At 46.0% G+C, this 18,786-nt stretch carries 18 protein-coding genes; 8 read left to right on the top strand and 10 right to left on the bottom strand.

The window, feature by feature from the left end; all coding sequences use genetic code 11:
- Positions 1-69 precede the first annotated feature (69 nt).
- A complete protein-coding gene (locus LRP50_RS05640) occupies positions 70-486 on the bottom strand; it encodes a universal stress protein (protein ID WP_274163505.1) in 417 nt (138 codons plus the stop codon).
- A gap of 3 nt (positions 487-489) precedes the next feature.
- Positions 490-1,017 (bottom strand): HPP family protein, encoded by a 528-nt coding sequence (locus LRP50_RS05635; protein ID WP_274163504.1) that lies wholly within the window; start codon positions 1,015-1,017, stop codon positions 490-492.
- Positions 1,018-1,210: 193 nt separating this feature from the next.
- On the opposite strand from LRP50_RS05635, the gene LRP50_RS05630 reads away from it, so the two are divergent.
- Positions 1,211-2,050 carry an endonuclease/exonuclease/phosphatase family protein gene (locus LRP50_RS05630; RefSeq protein WP_274163503.1) on the top strand — a complete coding sequence of 280 codons (840 nt, stop codon included), beginning with the start codon at positions 1,211-1,213 and terminating at the stop codon, positions 2,048-2,050.
- Positions 2,051-2,084: 34 nt separating this feature from the next.
- Here LRP50_RS05630 and focA read toward each other — a convergent pair whose 3' ends face one another.
- Entirely contained in the window at positions 2,085-3,539 is a 1,455-nt protein-coding gene (focA, locus tag LRP50_RS05625; protein ID WP_274163502.1) for a formate transporter FocA, read from the bottom strand.
- Between the two features lie 218 nt (positions 3,540-3,757).
- On the opposite strand from focA, the gene LRP50_RS05620 reads away from it, so the two are divergent.
- Positions 3,758-4,663, top strand: coding sequence for a LysR substrate-binding domain-containing protein (locus tag LRP50_RS05620; protein ID WP_274163501.1), 906 nt, complete (start codon positions 3,758-3,760; stop codon positions 4,661-4,663).
- 72 nt (positions 4,664-4,735) lie between these two features.
- Here the strand turns inward: LRP50_RS05620 and LRP50_RS05615 are convergent, their stop codons facing one another.
- The gene (locus tag LRP50_RS05615; protein ID WP_274163500.1) at positions 4,736-6,307 is read right to left on the bottom strand and encodes a lytic transglycosylase; all 1,572 of its coding nucleotides are present in this window, start codon (positions 6,305-6,307) and stop codon (positions 4,736-4,738) included.
- Positions 6,308-6,379: 72 nt separating this feature from the next.
- Positions 6,380-7,138 (bottom strand): hydroxyacylglutathione hydrolase, encoded by a 759-nt coding sequence (gene gloB / locus LRP50_RS05610; RefSeq protein ID WP_274163499.1) that lies wholly within the window; start codon positions 7,136-7,138, stop codon positions 6,380-6,382.
- 31 nt (positions 7,139-7,169) lie between these two features.
- Between gloB and LRP50_RS05605 the strand changes: the two genes are divergently transcribed.
- Entirely contained in the window at positions 7,170-7,904 is a 735-nt protein-coding gene (locus tag LRP50_RS05605; protein WP_274163498.1) for a methyltransferase domain-containing protein, read from the top strand.
- A 53-nt stretch (positions 7,905-7,957) separates the two neighbouring features.
- Here LRP50_RS05605 and rnhA read toward each other — a convergent pair whose 3' ends face one another.
- On the bottom strand, positions 7,958-8,425 hold the full coding sequence (rnhA, locus tag LRP50_RS05600) for a ribonuclease HI (protein ID WP_274163497.1): 468 nt from the start codon (positions 8,423-8,425) through the stop codon (positions 7,958-7,960).
- Positions 8,426-8,476: 51 nt separating this feature from the next.
- Here rnhA and dnaQ point away from each other — a divergent pair, with 51 nt between their 5' ends.
- Positions 8,477-9,205, top strand: coding sequence for a DNA polymerase III subunit epsilon (dnaQ, locus tag LRP50_RS05595; RefSeq protein WP_274163496.1), 729 nt, complete (start codon positions 8,477-8,479; stop codon positions 9,203-9,205).
- Between the two features lie 11 nt (positions 9,206-9,216).
- Positions 9,217-10,500 carry a TIGR03503 family protein gene (locus tag LRP50_RS05590; protein WP_274163495.1) on the top strand — a complete coding sequence of 428 codons (1,284 nt, stop codon included), beginning with the start codon at positions 9,217-9,219 and terminating at the stop codon, positions 10,498-10,500.
- Positions 10,501-10,660: 160 nt separating this feature from the next.
- Here the strand turns inward: LRP50_RS05590 and fadE are convergent, their stop codons facing one another.
- Positions 10,661-13,111, bottom strand: coding sequence for an acyl-CoA dehydrogenase FadE (fadE, locus tag LRP50_RS05585; RefSeq protein WP_274163494.1), 2,451 nt, complete (start codon positions 13,109-13,111; stop codon positions 10,661-10,663).
- Positions 13,112-13,398: 287 nt separating this feature from the next.
- Between fadE and lpcA the strand changes: the two genes are divergently transcribed.
- Together lpcA and LRP50_RS05575 are read left to right on the top strand one after the other, a co-directional pair.
- Positions 13,399-13,977, top strand: a complete 579-nt coding sequence (gene lpcA, locus LRP50_RS05580) for a D-sedoheptulose 7-phosphate isomerase (protein ID WP_274163493.1) — start codon at positions 13,399-13,401, stop codon at positions 13,975-13,977.
- 78 nt (positions 13,978-14,055) lie between these two features.
- Complete coding sequence (locus LRP50_RS05575; RefSeq protein ID WP_274163492.1) at positions 14,056-14,847, top strand: class II glutamine amidotransferase; 792 nt, start codon at positions 14,056-14,058, stop codon at positions 14,845-14,847.
- 92 nt (positions 14,848-14,939) lie between these two features.
- Here LRP50_RS05575 and purN read toward each other — a convergent pair whose 3' ends face one another.
- Positions 14,940-15,575 (bottom strand): phosphoribosylglycinamide formyltransferase, encoded by a 636-nt coding sequence (gene purN, locus LRP50_RS05570; protein WP_274163491.1) that lies wholly within the window; start codon positions 15,573-15,575, stop codon positions 14,940-14,942.
- Positions 15,576-15,577: 2 nt separating this feature from the next.
- On the bottom strand, positions 15,578-16,621 hold the full coding sequence (gene purM / locus LRP50_RS05565; protein ID WP_274163490.1) for a phosphoribosylformylglycinamidine cyclo-ligase: 1,044 nt from the start codon (positions 16,619-16,621) through the stop codon (positions 15,578-15,580).
- 180 nt (positions 16,622-16,801) lie between these two features.
- On the opposite strand from purM, the gene upp reads away from it, so the two are divergent.
- Positions 16,802-17,428 (top strand): uracil phosphoribosyltransferase, encoded by a 627-nt coding sequence (gene upp / locus LRP50_RS05560; protein ID WP_028024684.1) that lies wholly within the window; start codon positions 16,802-16,804, stop codon positions 17,426-17,428.
- Positions 17,429-17,506: 78 nt separating this feature from the next.
- On the opposite strand, the gene LRP50_RS05555 is transcribed toward upp, so the two are convergent.
- A complete protein-coding gene (locus LRP50_RS05555; protein ID WP_274163489.1) occupies positions 17,507-18,748 on the bottom strand; it encodes a uracil-xanthine permease family protein in 1,242 nt (413 codons plus the stop codon).
- Between the last annotated feature and the right edge of the window lie 38 nt (positions 18,749-18,786).

The following is an 18,786-nucleotide window of genomic DNA, read 5'->3' as shown; positions in this document are numbered from 1 at the left end:
TTTCGAAAGCCTCGACAGCAATGTCGGTGGCTTTTTCGTTTCTGTCACTTTTCCCAAAAGCTCATTGAGCTAATTGAAACTCAACAAGTCATAGTGCGACATATATCGTATTAATGTGTCAGGCTTTATCAGCAAGCTGAAATGACGATGAGATTTGGCGATAAGAACAAGATCTGTGTTGAGTGTTTGGGCTAGATGATCAATCGCTTTTCCCACGGGGCCATCGACGACATAAACATGCTCTTTAGATAGTTCAGTTCCTTGCAGTAATACATCTAGCTTGGCTTCTAATTCTTTTCTCTTGCCATCAACGAGCATGTCGCCATCAGCCTTACCGAAATAGATCTCATCATCTGTATAGTCTTCATCCATATGGGTGGCATACCCCACGTAAAGCTGGGCATTTAGCTGCGCGGCAATAGCGAGTGCTTTTTGTAAATGGGCTTTAGAGTCTAAATCGAGTGCATAAAGTATTTTGTTATACATAACCTATACCTTCTTTGGCTTGTTGACCCATGCATACTCCAAACGCGACACAAATCCATGATAGATCAAAGCAATAAGCACAATGACACAGGCGCCAGCGAGGACGGGATAAAGTGCAAATGTAAAGCTTGTATGCCCTCCTAGTAAAATGAGTAATGGATTTCCGCCAGCAGGAGGGTGGGTGACACCGAACAAAATCATAAAGAATATCCCTGTTCCTACCGCTAACCCTAACGACCAAAATTCGACTGGAAAAAGGTTGGCAAAAATAATGCCGACAATGGCCGTAGTTAGATGACCAAAAATGACATTTGGAGGCTGTGCCAGCGGACTTTTTGGCAATCCAAAAACTAGAACCATCGTTGCTCCAAAAGGTGCCATTAATACATAATCACCCTTTGCGCTTTCATCAATGATAGCCAGTAAGGCGATACAAATAGCAGAACCAATCGCTGCTACGAAGGCAATCATCCAAGGTTTTTGAGCTGGGTGTAGAATACGGTAATAGTTGCCTTTAGATTCATTAGCCATTTTTGAGCTCCTGAATGTGCGAGTCGAGAGAGTATAGGGGCAATTGAATACGCCCCCTGGTAATTAGGATGCTCAGTCCCGCAATTGAAACGACTGTGATGCGTTGATCGACAATCTTTATCATGAGCACATAAAATTCTCGACCTGTCGGATCATGCTCACTTCAAACTAACAGTAAGGTGCCATTTATTTGATGAAACAGTTTAGACCTCGCTGGGTAATTCTCAGCGCATTGATATTGATTTGTGGCATTTTAACGGTCTATACGTTTGTAGATGTGCCAGAAGAAGCTAGCTTAGCGTCAGGAGAAGGAAGTGTTCGTTGTCGCGGCTATTCAGCGAACGAAACAATTGATGTGACTAGGCCTCTTAATATCGCAGTATGGAATATCTATAAACAACAGTTGGATGGTTGGGAGGCTGAACTATCTGAATTATCGAAAGATAATGCGATAATATTGCTTCAAGAGGCACAATCTAAACCTCAACTTCTCAGCTACATTGAACGCGAAGGGTGGCACAGTAATCAGGCCTACGCTTTTGCCATCAAAGGTGAAATTGCAGGGGTGATGACATTATCCGAGGTCGTCCCAAAGAAAGTGTGTGCGTATACCAAAATTGAGCCTTATCTGCGTCTGCCCAAAAGTGCGCTTTACAGTGCATTTTCGCTCTCAAACGGGAAAACCTTATCTGTCATCAATCTGCACAGTATAAATTTTACCTTTGGGGTGGAAGAATATAAGGAACAATTGCATTCATTAGTCGACGCGGTGCGAGATATCAAAGGCCCTATTATCATTGCTGGGGATTTTAACACTTGGAGCGAAGAGCGCTTGGATGTGGTCAAAATGGAACTCGAAGAGCTTGGGCTGAAAGAGGCTCAATACAGCAGTGATGATAGACTCACTGTATTTGGTTATCCGCTGGATCATTTATTCTATCGCGAACTTGAGCTTGTTGATTCGCGGTCAAAAAATACATCAGCGTCTGATCATGCGTTTATCGAAGCGTCTCTGATATTCCCGTCTGAATAGAAGAAGGGCAGTATCGTTACTGCCCTTCATTTCATTAAACGGCTTTAGCCACTTCAACTAAAGGTTCGTTTTCATACAGCGGTCTTAATGCTTGGAGCACATCAGATCTTGAAATTACACCGACTAAACGACCGTTTGTGATAACTGGCAAGATATGAGGCTTACTCACTTTCGCTTCTTTTACGCGATCCTTAAGTGACAAAGTGGAAAAACTTGTTGCAATGCCCATGGAGGACACAGGGAATACCTTTTCTTTATCCATGACTAAGAACTCTGCTACATCGATTAAGCTTTCATCCGCACTTAATGCTGTTACTTCATCGCTCATCAACTCGCTAACCAGCGAGTTCGCATTCGGCAGATAGTCTTCACACCAAAGATTGACCATAGCATCGTGTACAGAAAAGAAACCGACTACATGTTGCTGACTGTCACATACAGGGGCACCAGTCAGACCATTGGAAAGCAAGTTATCAATGGCGTCAGCCGTGCGGTCGCTTCCTTTCAAGACGATAGGGCTTTTGTTCATTAGGTCTTTTACTTTCACATTGTTCATCATGGCAGAGTCCTTGGTTGCTTTTTTGATGGCAACTGGCGTGTTAACGCTCAGCATATCGGGTTGTTGCATTTGTTTACGGTAAATTCCCCAGTTGGCTAGGCCTACAAGCACGGCACCGCCAACGATATTGCCTAGGGTGACAGGGATAAGGTTGTTAACTAAAAAGTTGTTGATAGATAAGTCGGCATAGTTTGCCGCATTGGTACCAAGCCCAAGCCAGAATGTATCCGGTGAAAAGTGGGCAATGACGATACCGAGTGGCACCATAAACATGTTGGCGATGCTGTGTTCAAATCCACTAGAAACGAACATGGCAACGGGAAGCATGGTCATTGCGGCTTTGACGATAGGGTTTGCTGAGCAGAACGTTAGCCATATTGCGGTACAAACTAGAATGTTGCACAGCACGCCAAGAGTGAACGCTTCAAGCCAAGTGTGGTGTAATTTGTGCTGAGCAATATTGAGCGCATTTAAACCCCACTGCCCGCCATCAAGCTGATATAAGCCCGCAGCAGTAACCATGAGAACAAGCAACGTCGCACCAAAGAAGTTACCTAGGTAAACTTTGCCCCAGATTGAAAGTAGCTTGGGGACACTTACCTGGTTATTTGCCCACGAAATACTCGATAAAACGGTGCTAGTGAATAACTCGCCTTCAAAGATGACAATCAGTATCAATCCCATACTGAATGCAAACCCGCCGATTAAGCGGTTAACACCCCAGTTTGTACTATCGTTACCCGTTGTCACTGTAATATAGAAAAGAAAGGCAAGGCCGATAAACGCACCAGCCAGTGTGGCAAGGCTAAGAGTAGCGCCACTTTTTTTGCTTATCTTTTTTATTGCGTAACGTTCGGCTTCGTTCATCATTTCAGATGCTGAAAATCCTTTGACTGATACAAACTCGTGATCAGAATAGGCAGTTGTCATTACCTTTCCTCCCGAAGATTATTCATGTGTTTTTCCTTTCACTGTGTTTGGCGAAATGCCTGACTTCCTAATCAGATTAATTGAGTGAACTGCATCAAGTACAATTGATAATTCTTTGAATTGTATTCAGAATAATTGATGATTTTTTCGCACTAGGTACAATGAATACATAAAAATAAAAGGGTTATTTGTTTGGTTATCTAGGGAGAAATACCACGGTGAGATATTCACTGAAACAGCTTGCGGTCTTTGATACCGTAGCGGACACGGGAAGCGTTAGCCAAGCCGCTGAAATCCTTTCACTGACACAGTCTGCAACCAGTATGTCATTGTCTCAGCTCGAAAAGATGCTAGGACGTCCTCTGTTTGAGCGAAAGGGTAAGGGGTTAATGCTTACTCATTGGGGAAGTTGGTTGAGGCCTAAAGCCAAGCGACTTTTACGAGACGCAAAACAGATTGAAATGGGCATTTATGAGCAGCACTTGCTCAGTGGTGAAATTCGACTGGGAGCAAGTCAAACCCCTGCAGAACATTTGGTGCCAGACCTTATCAGTATTATTGATAGTGACTTTCCAGAAATTCGAATTTCTTTAGGCGTTCATAGTACGAGTTCAGTCATTGCTGGTGTGCTTGATTATCGTTATGACCTCGGCATTATCGAAGGGCGCTGTGATGATAATCGTCTTCATCAGGAACCCTGGTGCAATGACCACCTAACTATTGTCGCTTCCGCTCACCATCCCTTTTCACGCTATGATCACGTGAGTATTGCACAATTAGAGCAAGCTAAATGGGTATTGCGAGAGCAAGGTTCAGGGACAAGAACGGCATTCGAAAGCTCCATTTGCCACCATATTGAAGATCTTGATGTCTGGCGAGAGTACGAGCATGTGCCTGTGATTCGAAGCTTAGTCGCGAATGGCTCTTACTTAACTTGTCTCCCGTACCTCGACGTTGAACCATACATTGAAAGCGGAAAACTCGTAGCGCTTAACGTCCCTGAGCTTAAAATGGCGCGTTCTTTGTCGTTCGTATGGCGTGCTGATATGGCAGAAAACCCACTTGTTGACTGCTTTAAGCGTGAAGGGATTAGAATGATGAAGCGACATCCAATGGTGATGTGATTTCTCTTCATGCAAAAAGCGCCTTGTGAGAACACAAGGCGCTTTATGTTTTATATATCAATTAAGTTGAAGTTATGCGCTGACTTTTGTTACATCGATATAGAGTTTCAATTGTTGCCCTGGCTGGATATAAGCGTTTTTCTTTAAAGAGTTCCACTTAATCAGATCAGTCACAGAAACCTTATATCGAGAGGCAATTCCGCTTAGCGAGTCTCCTTCGCGGATTTTGTAAAAAATAGTACGTATGCGAGCCCCTTCTTCTGCTTTTTTCCACACGACCAAATCTTGACCGATACGCAGTGTGTCTTTCGGGCTCATACCATTCCATCGCGCTAGATCACTGTGAGCGACGCCATGCTTACGAGATATAGTCCAAAAACTATCCCCTTTTGTTACCTTGTGAGTCAGCTTAATATCGCCGCGCTTTTTGCTCGTCATTTTTGCAAGACGTTGAGGTGCGCTCAGTGAGTACTGACTCTCATCTTTTAGTGCCACAGGGATTAGCAAATGTTGACCAACACGGATATTTGTTCCTTTGATGCTGTTTGCCCGCTGTATCACTTTTATTGTTGTATTGTGTCGTTGCGCAATTGTGCCCAATGAGTCGCCGCCTTGTACTTTGTAGCGGGTGACCTTAATACCTTGGTTGTTATTCTCAGCAAGGTTGGTTGTGAATTGCTCCACGTTGGTTTTAGGCAATAGAAGTTTGTTATTGTCATCCGGAGATGTTGCCCAGTGGTTATAAGCAGGGTTTAAGCTTTGTAACTCAGACAATGAGAGTCCGGCGTAGTTAGCGGCAAGTGCTAAATCCATTTGAACATTAGGCTCTACAACTTCGAGTACCGAATGGTTCGCAATTTTCGGTAGCACTAAACCGTACTTTTCTTTGTTTTTGACGACATCGGCAACAGCAATGAGTTTCGGCACATAGCCACTGGTTTCTTTGGGTAAAGACAGTGACCAAAAATCAGTAGGCTTACCCGCCGCTTTGTTTTTGCGAATAGCACGAAATACACGCCCTTCACCGGTATTGTAGGCTGCAAGTGCATGGAGCCAGTCACCATCAAATTTCTTGTGGAGATACTCCAATAAATCTAATGCTGCGTCAGTCGACGCGACAACGTCTCGACGGCCGTCATACCACCAGTTTTGCTCGAGACCGAAGCGGCGACCCGTTTCCGGTACGAATTGCCACAATCCCGCAGCACGACCATGTGAGTATGCAAATTGGTCAAATGAACTTTCAACAACAGGAAGTAACGCAATCTCTAGCGGAATGCCGCGTTCTTCTACCTTTTCAGTGATTAGGTGGAGGAAAGGCTCTGCGCGTTTTGCGACAGTATGGAGATGCTGAGGGTGCTTTAAGTACCAATTACGATAGTACTTAACTCGTTTGTTTTCAGGGACGGGCATGTCCATTTGCATGGCAATCCGATTCCAGACATCCTCCTGATTCTGTGGAGTAATAACAGGTGCTTCAACCTTAGGTTCAAGCGTTTCAACTTGATGGGCTGTTGTTGCTTCCTTGGCTTGCAAGGTTTCCTGTTGATCTGGCGTATTAGTCGTTGTTGCGACGTCATCTTGCCCTGTTAATTGGCATCCCGCGAGAAACATCGATCCCACTAATACATAACGGAACTTCATTAATAGATTAACCTTTCAAAAATTGGTCGATGATAATAATCGGCCTATACGTTTGCTTACAAGTGACTTGCGTCAAAATTCATCTTTCCAACGTCTGAGCGCTGCAAAAGTTTCAATATCAGAGCTGTCTGTCGCAGTATGTTTCACTGCTTCTTTTACTGAAGCGTGATTCGCGCGCAAAAACGGATTAATGCTCTTTTCGCGACCTATCGTTGACGGCAATGTCATTTTATTGATAGCCCGTAAATTGGTAACAGTGAGTACATACTCACCAAGCGCAGTATTGCTGGGTTCAACCACTTGAGCAAATTTCAAGTTTGATTGTGTGTATTCGTGCGTGCAAAACACCAATGTTTCGTCAGGAAAAGCGGCGAGGCGCATCAAAGAGGAATGCATCTGAGAGGGGGTACCCTCAAAAAGGCGACCACACCCACCAGAGAACAAGGTGTCACCACAAAAGAGCTTGCCATCTGCATGATAAGCGATGTGGTCAACAGTATGTCCAGGGACTTGTAAAACGGTAAATTGCGTGTTGAACAAAGAAAACGATGCACCATCTTCAAGAGGGTGGGTGACTTGTGGGAATCGTTCGGTGGATGGGCCATAAACAGCAGCACTTGAATAGACAGATGTTAATGCTTCGACACCACCAACGTGGTCATGATGATGGTGAGTAAGCAGTATTGCGTCTAAGATAAGCTCATGCTCTGCCAGATATGTGAGTACGGGCTTTGCGTCGCCGGGATCGACAACAAGACAATGATTGTCATCATTTTTTAGTAACCAGATGTAATTGTCATTAAATGCGGGTATGCTTGATATCGATAGCATTTTTACTCTCCAGCTATAACTCAAATACTCTATGAAGCCAGCACGTAGTCAACGTCCATTAGAATACCCGTACACATGGGATCAATTTGCCCATGGTGAGTGGGCGTGCTCGCATATTCAGACTCGATTGGACGAATGGCTTCCACGATGTTTTGGTTACCACATGCTCAAACTTGGTGGCCTTAGCTGCGAGTTAACCAGCGGGCATTGTAACATTCAACATCAAGTCTGCATTGATAAGTTAAATCCATTAAGAAATGTCGAGGCTGACGGCTATCAGCTTCCGTTTGTTGATAAAGCCTTCGATGTTTGCATTCTCGCTAACCAATTGGATTACTCTAGCGACCCCCATCGATTATTACGCGAAATTGATAGAGTGATGATCGATGATGGTTACTTGGTCCTTTCTGGCGTCAATCCAAGCAGTTTGATGGGTATCGGCCGCTTAATTCCGTGGCGTAAAAACAAACTACCGTGGAATGGAAGAATGTTCAGTCCACTTCGTGTTCGGGATTGGCTGGGGTTACTAAACTACGAGATCATTGAAATGTCGTGTTTCGGCTTGATCCCTGCAACGCAGCACCGTACATGTGGAGTGTGGTTCGAAAACGCGTGTTCTGGGTTATTGCCAGCAATGGGCTCTCTTTATTTTATTGTCGCGAGAAAGCGTACTTATCCATTGAAACCGATAAAACCTGAATGGAAACTGCGTAAACGCTTATCGCCAGTCAGTGTGAATTATCGAACCGGATCTGGCGATATTTGAATGCTAGGGTCGTATGTGGTTTGACCAAGCGTTGATCCAATAAAGAAGGCTGACTACTCGTTGGGTTGGTAACCCGTATCGGGTTGAGTGGGTTTTTCTGCCCCAGCACGTGCCAGTTCATCACAACGTTCATTTTCCGGATGGCCTGCATGCCCTTTAACCCACTGCCAGTCGATGGTGTGACGCTGAGCTTCCTTGTCTAGCTTTTGCCAAAGATCCGCATTCTTAACGGTTTTTTTATCCGCGGTTTTCCAACCACGTTTTTTCCAGTTATGAATCCATTGAGTGATACCTTGTCGAACGTACTGGCTGTCGGTAGTCAAAACCACAGAGCAATGCTCTTTGAGGCTGGCAAGTCCCACAATAGCGGCAAGTAATTCCATGCGGTTGTTAGTGGTGAGTTCAAAGCCTTCGCTTATCTCTTTTTCGTGCTGCTTATAGCGTAAAACCACCCCATAACCACCGGGTCCTGGATTGCCGAGGCAAGATCCGTCAGTGAAAATTTCTACCTGCTTGACCATATTTGTTAGTATCTATTTAAATTAATCGCCAAGTCTGACATAAGTGACGCCATGAAAGCCAGTTACGACAGAATAATCGTTCTCGATACAGAAACCACGGGTATGAACCGTGAGGGTGGCCCTGTTTATGAAGGCCATAAAATTATTGAAATTGGTGCCGTTGAAATTGTTAACCGTAAGCTTACGGGGCGACACTTTCATGTGTATATCAAGCCAGATCGCGAGATAGACCCAGAGGCTATTTCCGTTCACGGTATTACCGATGAATTCTTGGTGGGTAAGCCGGAATACGCAGCCATTCATGAAGAATTTCTGGCGTTCATTAAAGGGGCTGAGTTGGTCGCACACAATGCGCCCTTTGACGTTAGTTTCATGGATAACGAGTTTCAGACCGTTGATCCGAGCATCGGCAAAACTGAAGACTATTGCAAGGTCACAGATACCCTTGCGATGGCAAGGAAGATCTTCCCCGGCAAACGTAACAACCTGGATGTGCTCTGTGACCGTTATGGCATAGATAACTCACACCGAACACTGCACGGTGCTTTGCTGGATGCCGAGATTCTTGCCGACGTCTATTTGTTAATGACCGGTGGGCAAACAACGCTGTCCTTTAGCGGAACGGATTCAAATGGGCAAGATACCAATGACGAGTCCATTCGACGTGTTGAAGTGGGAACAAAAAAATTAAAGATCATTCATGCATCTGCCGATGAACTAATAGAACATGAAGCGCAGCTGGACGTTATCGCGAAAAACGGCAGCTGTCTCTGGCGGTAACAGGAGATGATATGAAAATGGGATGGTTTGGCGTGCTGCTTGCGTTGTTGACTGTGTTCAGCGCCGCAGCGGAACAGACATCTGATCGTGATATTCGATTGTTGAATAACCGTTTTCGTATCGATTCCACCATTACGCAGGTTGCGTTTGTTATTTATCGCAAGAATCCAAGTAAGCCTGTTGTTCTCGTCCAACCTGATGGCACGAAACTGTATGAGTGGCGTCACCCTGACAACGTGTCTTGGCACAAAGAACCTGACATGGATATTGTCTCGATTTTCGACCCAATGCCCGGACCGTGGCAGGCAATAGGTAAGGTGACACCAGAGAATAAGATTCGTATTTTGTCAGAGCTGAGTATGAAGGTAGATACCTTCCCTCATCGGCTCTATCAAGGAGAAACCCTCAAGTTCACTGCACGCTTAATGCAGGCAGGCGAGCCATTAAACCTGCGAGATTTTCTCGATCGCGTGGAATTGACGGTGACGTTCACCGAGTTCTTAGAGAGTGTGGAAGATATCCCCGTTGATCAGCGTCCACAGGAAATGTCACTAGGTCGATTTATCGATGATGGTTCGGGGTTGGATGAAGTGGCGGGGGATGGCATTTTTACCGTTGAGTTGCCAGTCAATGCCGCGCCAGGAAAGTACCGTGCGCGGGTTACGTCTGGAAATGGCGTGTTTTTTCGTACGTTAGAGCAAGAAGTTCTCGTATATCCAACGCCTCTGATGGCGACATTTAAGCAAAGCCGAAAAAAAGCACTTCCTCATCATCTGCTCGTGGAGTCAGACTCTGCCAGTATCGAAAATGGATCCATAGCGGCACATGCTGAATTTAAAGGCCCCAAAGGAAAAACCTCAGTATATCAAGGGGTTTCCAGTAAAGAATATACAGCACTAAACGTAGATATTGATAATTTTGCTGAGCCGGGACAGCACAAGTGGTTCGCGTGGCTTTACGGTACAGACAAGTTGTCAGGGCGTTCATTAGTCTTTCATTTACCCGAGCAGACGTTTGCCGTGGCAGATTACGAAGCCATTGAGAAGGCTAAGCTCGAGCGAGAAGAAAGAGAAGCGGAGCGTGCGCGCATTGAAGAAGAACGGCTTCAAGCCATACAACGAGAAGAAGACCGCAAGATGGCAATGATCACCATTATTGGTGGTAACATCTTACTGCTTGTTCTGGCGATATTAACTTGGTTTATCATTCGTAAAATCAAAGCGAAAAAGCTCGCGGCTGAAACAGAAGAAGAATTAGAAGCGCCGCCACCGGAAGATTCAGATAAAGCTGCGTGATGCTTCATTGTTTGGTTATATGACTGTTCGGGTTGAAATGGTGTGGTTAAGTGGTGTGTGATTCTGTTTTTAGATCATGTGTCGAGAACTGCACATGAAAGACAAAAAAAGGAGAAGCTATGCTTCTCCTTTTTTGAGCCCCGAGTAATGCTAGCCCAGACTATGCGGCATGAATAACCTTATCCAAAGCCTTGCTCGCTGCGGCAAGCTCATCGGATTCAAAGTCATCCACATTGATGGTTTCTAATCGACCTGCTTCCGCGATGCACAGAATTTCCGCCTCTTTGTCGGTGATCACACCTTCACTCAAACCAATCTGCGCCACTTTGTCGAGGAACATGAATGGTAGCTTTTGACCTGTCGTATCACAGACCTTTTTGTGGACAGGTTCAGCCGCTAAAATATCGAGAAGTGCTTTTTCAATTTTACCGACTGGGTTGTGTTCTGATGCTTCAAGGAACTGCCCTCGACCAATTCGGCTTCTTGACTCTCCTGGTGTTTGCAAAATTTGAGCAACTTTGCCATCCAGTTGGTCATTGGGCTTAGTGCGACGAGTGCCAAATGGGAACAGCATGACGCGGAGTGGCGCAGCGACCCAACGGCTAGGGAAGTTATCTAGAAACTCAATTATTGCCGTCTCAGTTTGATACAAGGCGTCCTGCATGCCCCAATGAACCAATGGCATATCAGCCTTTTGGTAGCCTTCATCGGCATATCGCTTCATGGTAGAAGAGGCGAGATAAAGCTGACTCAACACGTCGCCAAGGCGTGCGGAAAGACGTTCTTTACGCTTAAGGTTTCCACCCAGTATTGCCATTGAAACGTCAGACAGGAGTGCAAGGTTTGACGCGTAGCGGTTCATTTGTTGGTAATAACGCGCCGTGTCATCCTTACGTGGGGTACTAGAGGTGCGACCGTCAGTTAGGCCTAACCACATAGAACGAACAAGATTACTGATCACAAAGCCCACGTGGCCAAATAACGCTTGGTCAAAAGAGCTGAGCGCTTCACGCTCGTCTTCATTGTAGGCGGCTTCCATTTCTGTCAACACAAATGGATGACAGCGAATGGCACCCTGGCCATAAATGATCATTGAACGTGTCAGAATGTTCGCACCTTCAACTGTAATGGCAATGGGTGAGCCTTGATATCCTCGAGCTAAGAAGTTCTTTGGCCCAAGGCATATACCTTTACCACCGACAACATCCATCGCGTCAATGACACTGCGTTGACCTCGGTGCGTACAGTGGTATTTCACAATCGCTGAGATAACAGAAGGCTTTTCACCCAAATCAATACCTGTCACGGTCAGTGCACTGGCGGCATCCATGACATACGCATTACCACCGATTCGAGCGAGTGGCTCTTCGATACCCTCCATTTTACCGATAGGTAACTTGAACTGGCGTCGAATACGAGCATAAGCACCTGTCGCCAAAGCGGCTGATTTGAGTCCACCCGTTGAGTTTGAAGGCAGCGTAATACCACGACCAACTGAAAGACACTCGACCAGCATGCGCCAGCCTTGACCAGCCATTTCTGGACCACCAATGATGAAGTCCAAAGGAACGAAAATGTTGTTACCGCGCGTTGGACCATTTTGGAATGGCAGGTTCAGCGGGAAGTGTCGACGGCCAATTTCTACACCATCGAGATCGGTCGGGATTAACGCACAGGTAATTCCTAGGTCGGCTTCGTTACCAAGCAATCCGTCGGGGTCTTTGAGCTTGAATGCCAAACCAAGCACCGTCGCAACGGGTGCAAGAGTGATGTAGCGTTTATTCCAAGTGATCGACATGCCGAGCACTTCCTCTCCTTGCCACATACCTTTTGTGACGAAGCCTTCATCAGGAATAGAGCCAGCATCGGAGCCTGCTTCTGGGCTAGTCAGGGCAAAGCATGGAATTTCAAGGCCATTTGCTAAACGGGGCAGATAATAATCTTTTTGGTCACGGGTACCGTAATGTTGCAGCAGCTCGCCTGGGCCTAAGCTATTTGGTACACCAACGGTTGAAGATAGCACACTAGAAACGCCGGTAAGCTTTTGCAAAACCAAGGATTGTGCGTAAGCAGAGAACTCAAGACCACCGTATTCTTTCTTGATGATCATGGCGAAGAACTTGTTGTCTTTTAAGTACTGCCATACGTCTTCTGGAAGATCGGCAAGTTCATGTGTCACTTGGTAGTCATTGACCATTCGGCACACTTCATTAACAGGGCCGTCAAGGAAAGCACGCTCTTCAACACTCAAGCGTGGTGCAGGAATGTCATGCAGTTTGTTCCAATCTGGCGCACCCCGGAAAAGGTCGGCTTCCCACCAAACAGTGCCGGCATCAATGGCTTCCTTTTCTGTTTGCGACATTTCAGGCATTACACCTTTAAACATCTTGAGTGCCGGCTTGCTAAGCCAGCTTTCACGAAAAGCACGCACATTAAGTGGAATAGCTATAGCAAAGAAAACCAACCACGATATTTGGCCAACATTGCCAAGGAGTGATCCAACTATTAACAAACTTACTGCTGCGGCAGTGAACATTTTTAGGCCAGCACGGTGATAGGCCAAAAGTGCAAGTACTGCCAAGAACGTTATCAGATATAGGGTTGTTGCCATGTCAGGTTCTCCTTATCCATCAACCCAGCTTAAATTGGTAAGAGGTCATACCACTTAATTGTAAGCAGGTTTTTGCGAGAATGTAAAACAATGACCCGTAAAAATGTGCACCGTCTTTCACTGATTAGGTGAATTGCTCTAATTTATTTTTCAGATAATTGTTTTCATTCAACAATCACAACCGTCATGGGAATATCGACAGCTTCCGGTGTTTACGGGTACACTGGTTCAAGACAAATTTGGGCGGCTTGCCCCATGCCATTCAACATAAAAAAAGAGAATAGCCCATGTACCAAGACCTTATTCGCTCTGAGCTGACAGAAGCTGCAAGCGTGCTAGACGCGTTTCTAAAAGATGAAAAGAATATTGCGAACATTGAAGCTGCTGCAAAGCATCTGGCGGATGCATTTAAAGCGGGCGGCAAAGTTCTATCATGCGGTAACGGTGGCTCGCATTGTGACGCAATGCACTTTGCGGAAGAGTTGACCGGTCGTTATCGCGAAAACCGTCCAGGTTATCCGGCGATTGCGATTTCAGACCCAAGCCACATCTCATGTGTGAGTAATGACTTTGGTTACGAGTTTGTATTCTCTCGCTATCTTGAAGCGGTAGGTATGAAAGGTGATGTGCTGTTTGGTCTGTCTACATCGGGTAACTCAGGTAACATTCTTCGAGCGATTGAGGCGGCAAAAGCCAAAGGCATGACGTCTATCATGTTGACGGGCAAAGACGGCGGTAAAATGGCAGGACTTGCGGATATTGAAATCCGTGTGCCGCATTTTGGTTATGCTGACCGTATTCAGGAAGTGCACATCAAGATTATCCACATCTTGATCCAGCTTGTTGAAAAAGAAATGGAAAAATAATAGGGATTTGCCCATACAGTGCTGAGTGGTTCGATGAACAGCAGTTCAGCACTGTTGATAAGGAAAGTGTGACGGAACATGTGTGAACTTCTTGGCATGAGTGCCAATGTGCCAACCGATATTTGTTTTAGTTTTACCGGTTTGATTCAACGTGGTGGCAATACAGGTCCGCACCGAGATGGCTGGGGAATCGTTTTTTATGAAGGAAAAGGCTTTCGTACCTTCAAAGATCCAAACCCAAGCTGTAACTCAAAAATCGCTGAACTCGTACAAAGTTACCCAATAAAAAGCTGTGCTGTGGTCAGTCATATCCGACAAGCCAATCGCGGTGAAGTGAATCTTGAAAATACGCACCCGTTTACCCGTGAAATTTGGGGACGTTATTGGACGTATGCGCATAATGGCCAACTTACGGGTTATGAAGATATGCCGTCAGGGCACTTCAAACCGGTCGGTGAAACGGACAGTGAAAAGGCGTTCTGCTGGTTGCTGCATGAAATTGAGCAGTACTACCCGGAAAAGCCAGAGGACATGACCGAAGTCTTTCGATTTATCGCGAGTCGATGCGACACCTTGCGTGAACTTGGTGTGTTTAACATGCTGTTTAGCGATGGTGATTACGTCATGGCGTATTGTACTAACAACCTTCATTGGATCACTCGCCGTGCGCCGTTTGGCAAAGCAAGCTTGATTGATGAAGATGTTACGGTCGATTTTCAAGAAGAAACGACACCCAACGACGTGGTGACTGTCATTGCAACTCAGCCACTCACCAACAATGAAACGTGGCATAAAATGCAGCCTGGTGAGTATTGCGTGTTCCATCTTGGTGAAGTGATCACTTGTAACCGCGCAGATTTTAAAAGCTAGCGAGAAGGGCTTTAACGGTAACGGTCCAGATACAAAAAAACGCGCTAATTGGCGCGTTTTTCTTTTAAATCAATCATGTGGTTAGTCGAGAGTTATTCGGTTGCGTAACCAGCGTCTCCCAACATCAAGCCATCCATTAGTGCTTGTCCGTCGTTCATTGTCAAACGCCCCTCACAGAACCATTCAATGACGAGCGGATAGATACGATGCTCTTGCTCTTGAACTCGCTCAAACACGGTATCGGCATTGTCCTGTTCAAAGATAGGCACTTCTGCTTGAAGAATAACAGGACCGCCATCGAGTTCTTCAGTCACAAAGTGCACAGAGGTTCCATGCACTTTGTCACCGGCATCAATGGCTCGCTGGTGGGTATTCAAGCCCGTGTACTTAGGAAGCAACGATGGGTGGATATTGATCATTTTAGCGTGGTAATGCTGAACAAATGCAGGCGTTAAGATTCGCATGAAACCAGCGAGCACAATAAGATCGGGTTGATAGCCATCAATGGCAGTCATCAATTTATCGTCATACTCGCTGCGATCGGTGATTCCTTTGCTTGGCACCACGACAGCATCAATACCTGCACTTTTTGCACGAGTCAGCCCGTAGGCATCTTCTTTGTTCGCTATTACCGCTGCTATATTGATGCCATCTTTTTGATGGCATCGATCGATAATGGCTTGCAAGTTAGAGCCGTTTCCGGAAACCAGCACTACCACGTTTTTCATGATCACCCCTTGATTTCTACCTGCTCTTCATCGGCAGATGCATTTGCAATGTTGCCAAGTAGCCACGCTTTCTCACCTTCTTGGTTGAGAATGTCGATAGCTTGTTGAGCTTGCTCTGCAGGTAGGGCAATGATCAAACCAACACCACAGTTAAAGGTGCGGTACATTTCGTGTTGAGTCACGTTGCCGTTTTCTTGTAGCCATTTGAAAATAGCAGGCCACTCCCAGCTGTTACCATCGATAACAGCTTTAGTGCCTTCAGGCAAAACGCGAGGAATGTTTTCCCAGAAACCACCACCAGTGATGTGCGATATTGCGTGTGCATCGCAGGTTTCTAGCATCTTAAGGACAGGCTTAACATAAATGCGAGTCGGCTCTAGAAGGTGGTCACCCAATGATTTTCCTTCAAGCTCAGCAGTCACATCGGCATTTGATACTTCGATGATCTTACGCACTAAGCTATAGCCGTTAGAGTGAGGGCCTGAAGATGCGATAGCGATGATTGCGTCACCAGCACTGACTTTAGAACCGTCAATGATGTCTTCTTTTTCTACAACACCGACGCAGAAACCTGCAACGTCGTAGTCTTCACCGTCATACATACCTGGCATTTCAGCGGTTTCGCCACCGATCAATGCGCAACCAGATTGCAGACAACCTTCACCAATACCCGTGACGACATCCGCCGCGGTATCAACATCCAGTTTTCCTGTTGCATAGTAATCAAGGAAGAATAGGGGCTCTGCACCTTGAACAATCAAATCGTTCACACACATAGCAACCAAATCGATACCAATGGTGTCGTGTTTTTTCAGATCCATTGCTAGGCGAAGCTTGGTACCTACACCGTCAGTACCAGAGACCAGTACGGGCTGTTTGTATTTTGTAGGCAATTCGCAAAGTGCGCCGAAGCCACCGATGCCACCCATGACTTCAGGACGACGAGTGCGCTTAACTACACCTTTGATTCTGTCAACGAGGGCGTTACCTGCATCGATATCTACACCTGCATCTTTGTAGCTAAGAGAAGACTTATTATCGCTCACTGGGGATCCTTACCAAGTTATGGACTTAAAAGCGGCGCTATTTTAACAGTGCCATTCTAAAAAGGAAAACGTTTGCGTCAGCCAATTTGCAGCAAAAAAGCGCAACTAGTTGTCTGTAACTATTCCCCCCATATTTCTTGTGTATAATGCGGTTAATTTGTTTTTTTGCAGGAGTCTGTCATGAAAGTGGTTGAGGTTAAGCATCCGCTGGTTAAGCATAAAATCGGTTTGATGCGTGAAGGTGATATCAGCACCAAGCGTTTCCGTGAGTTGGCCACCGAAGTTGGCAGCCTGCTGACTTATGAAGCAACATCAGACTTTGAAACCGAAAAAGTGACCATTGAAGGTTGGAATGGTCCTGTTGAAGTCGATCAGATCAAGGGCAAAAAAGTCACGGTTGTGCCTATTTTGCGTGCAGGTCTGGGTATGATGGATGGCGTACTTGAGCACATTCCAAGTGCACGTATCAGCGTGGTAGGTATCTACCGTGATGAAGAAACGCTAGAGCCAGTGCCTTATTTCCACAAACTGGCAAGCAACATCAACGAACGTATGGCGCTGGTGGTTGATCCAATGTTGGCAACTGGTGGTTCAATGATCGCGACGATTGACCTGTTGAAAGAGAACGGTTGTTTCAACATTAAAGTGTTGGTACTCGTTGCGGCACCTGAAGGCCTAGAAGCACTAGAGAAGGCGCACCCAGATGTTGAGTTGTATACCGCTGCTATTGATGAAAAACTGAATGACAAAGGCTACATCGTTCCTGGCTTGGGCGATGCGGGCGACAAGATTTTTGGTACTAAATAAGCACTATTAGTGCTTGTGGCACCAACAATAAAAAAGGCTTCCAATGGAAGCCTTTTTTATTACTTATTTTTTGACTAATCAGTCTTCCATTTGCGCATTATCGACAACGTGAGTTTCACCCATGTCATGCGGGAGAATGAGGTTAAGCAAGATAGCCACGATACCGCACAAGCTGATGCCTTGAAGGCTGAACTCGCCAATACCAAACGCCATACCACCAATACCAAACACCAGTGTCACCGCCACAATGGTCAGGTTGCGCGCTTTGTGCAGGTCCACTTGGTTTTTAATCAATGTATTTAGGCCAACGGTTGCAATCGAACCGAATAACAAAATCATGATGCCGCCCATAACTGGGACAGGAATGGTTTGCAGTACAGCACCTAGCTTGCCCACAAAGGCCAAGATAATTGCGGTGACAGCAGCCCAAGTCATGATGGCAGGATTAAATGCGCGAGTTAGCATAACCGCACCTGTGACTTCACTGTAGGTGGTGTTTGGCGGCGCACCGAACATTGAAGCGGCTATCGTCGCCACGCCGTCACCCGCCATGGTACGGTGTAGTCCTGGTTTTTTCAGGTAGTCTTTACCGGTTACGTTTGAGATAGCTAGCATGTCGCCAACGTGCTCAACTGCAGGAGCAATGGCAACAGGAATCATAAACAAGATGGCGTTGATGTTGAATGCTGGAGCCGTGAATGCTGGCATAGCAAGCCAAGCAGCATTAAGAACCGGAGAGAAATCGACTACGCCAAAGAACAGTGCGACTGCATAGCCAGAAATAATGCCTGCCAAGATAGGGACCAGTCTAAAGAAGCCCTTTGCAAATACAGACATCGCAATCGTTGTGACTAACGAGACACCTGAGATCCAAAGTGCCACAGAGCCATCAACGAGCTGAAATGCGCCATCGCCAGATTTACCCAATGCCATGTTAACTGCAGCGGGTGCCAATCCTAGACCTATGACCATAATCACGGGGCCAACAACAACAGGTGGTAGAAGTTTGTGAATAAAACCCACACCTCGAACTTTAATGATGCCACCCATGATGACATAGACTACCCCCGCTACCATTAGGCCGCCCATGGTGGCTGGAATACCCCATGTTTGAACACCGAACATAATGGGGGCGATAAAAGCGAAAGAAGAGGCGAGGAAAATGGGAACGGAACGCTTAGTTACTAATTGGAAAAGCAAGGTACCGATACCCGCACCGAAGAGTGCAACGTTAGGGTCAAGTCCGGTTAATAGCGGAACCAACACCAACGCGCCGAAGGCAACAAATAACATTTGTGCCCCTAATAAGAATTGCATCATGACGCTCCTTCCTAAAATGAAAAATCGGCGGATACTAC

This window comes from Enterovibrio gelatinilyticus, assembly GCF_028683095.1.
In the GTDB taxonomy this organism is placed as follows: Bacteria; Pseudomonadota; Gammaproteobacteria; order Enterobacterales; family Vibrionaceae; genus Enterovibrio; species Enterovibrio gelatinilyticus.
The sequence above is the reverse complement of the archived record's forward strand: the minus strand, read 5'-3'. Positions and strand labels throughout refer to the sequence as shown.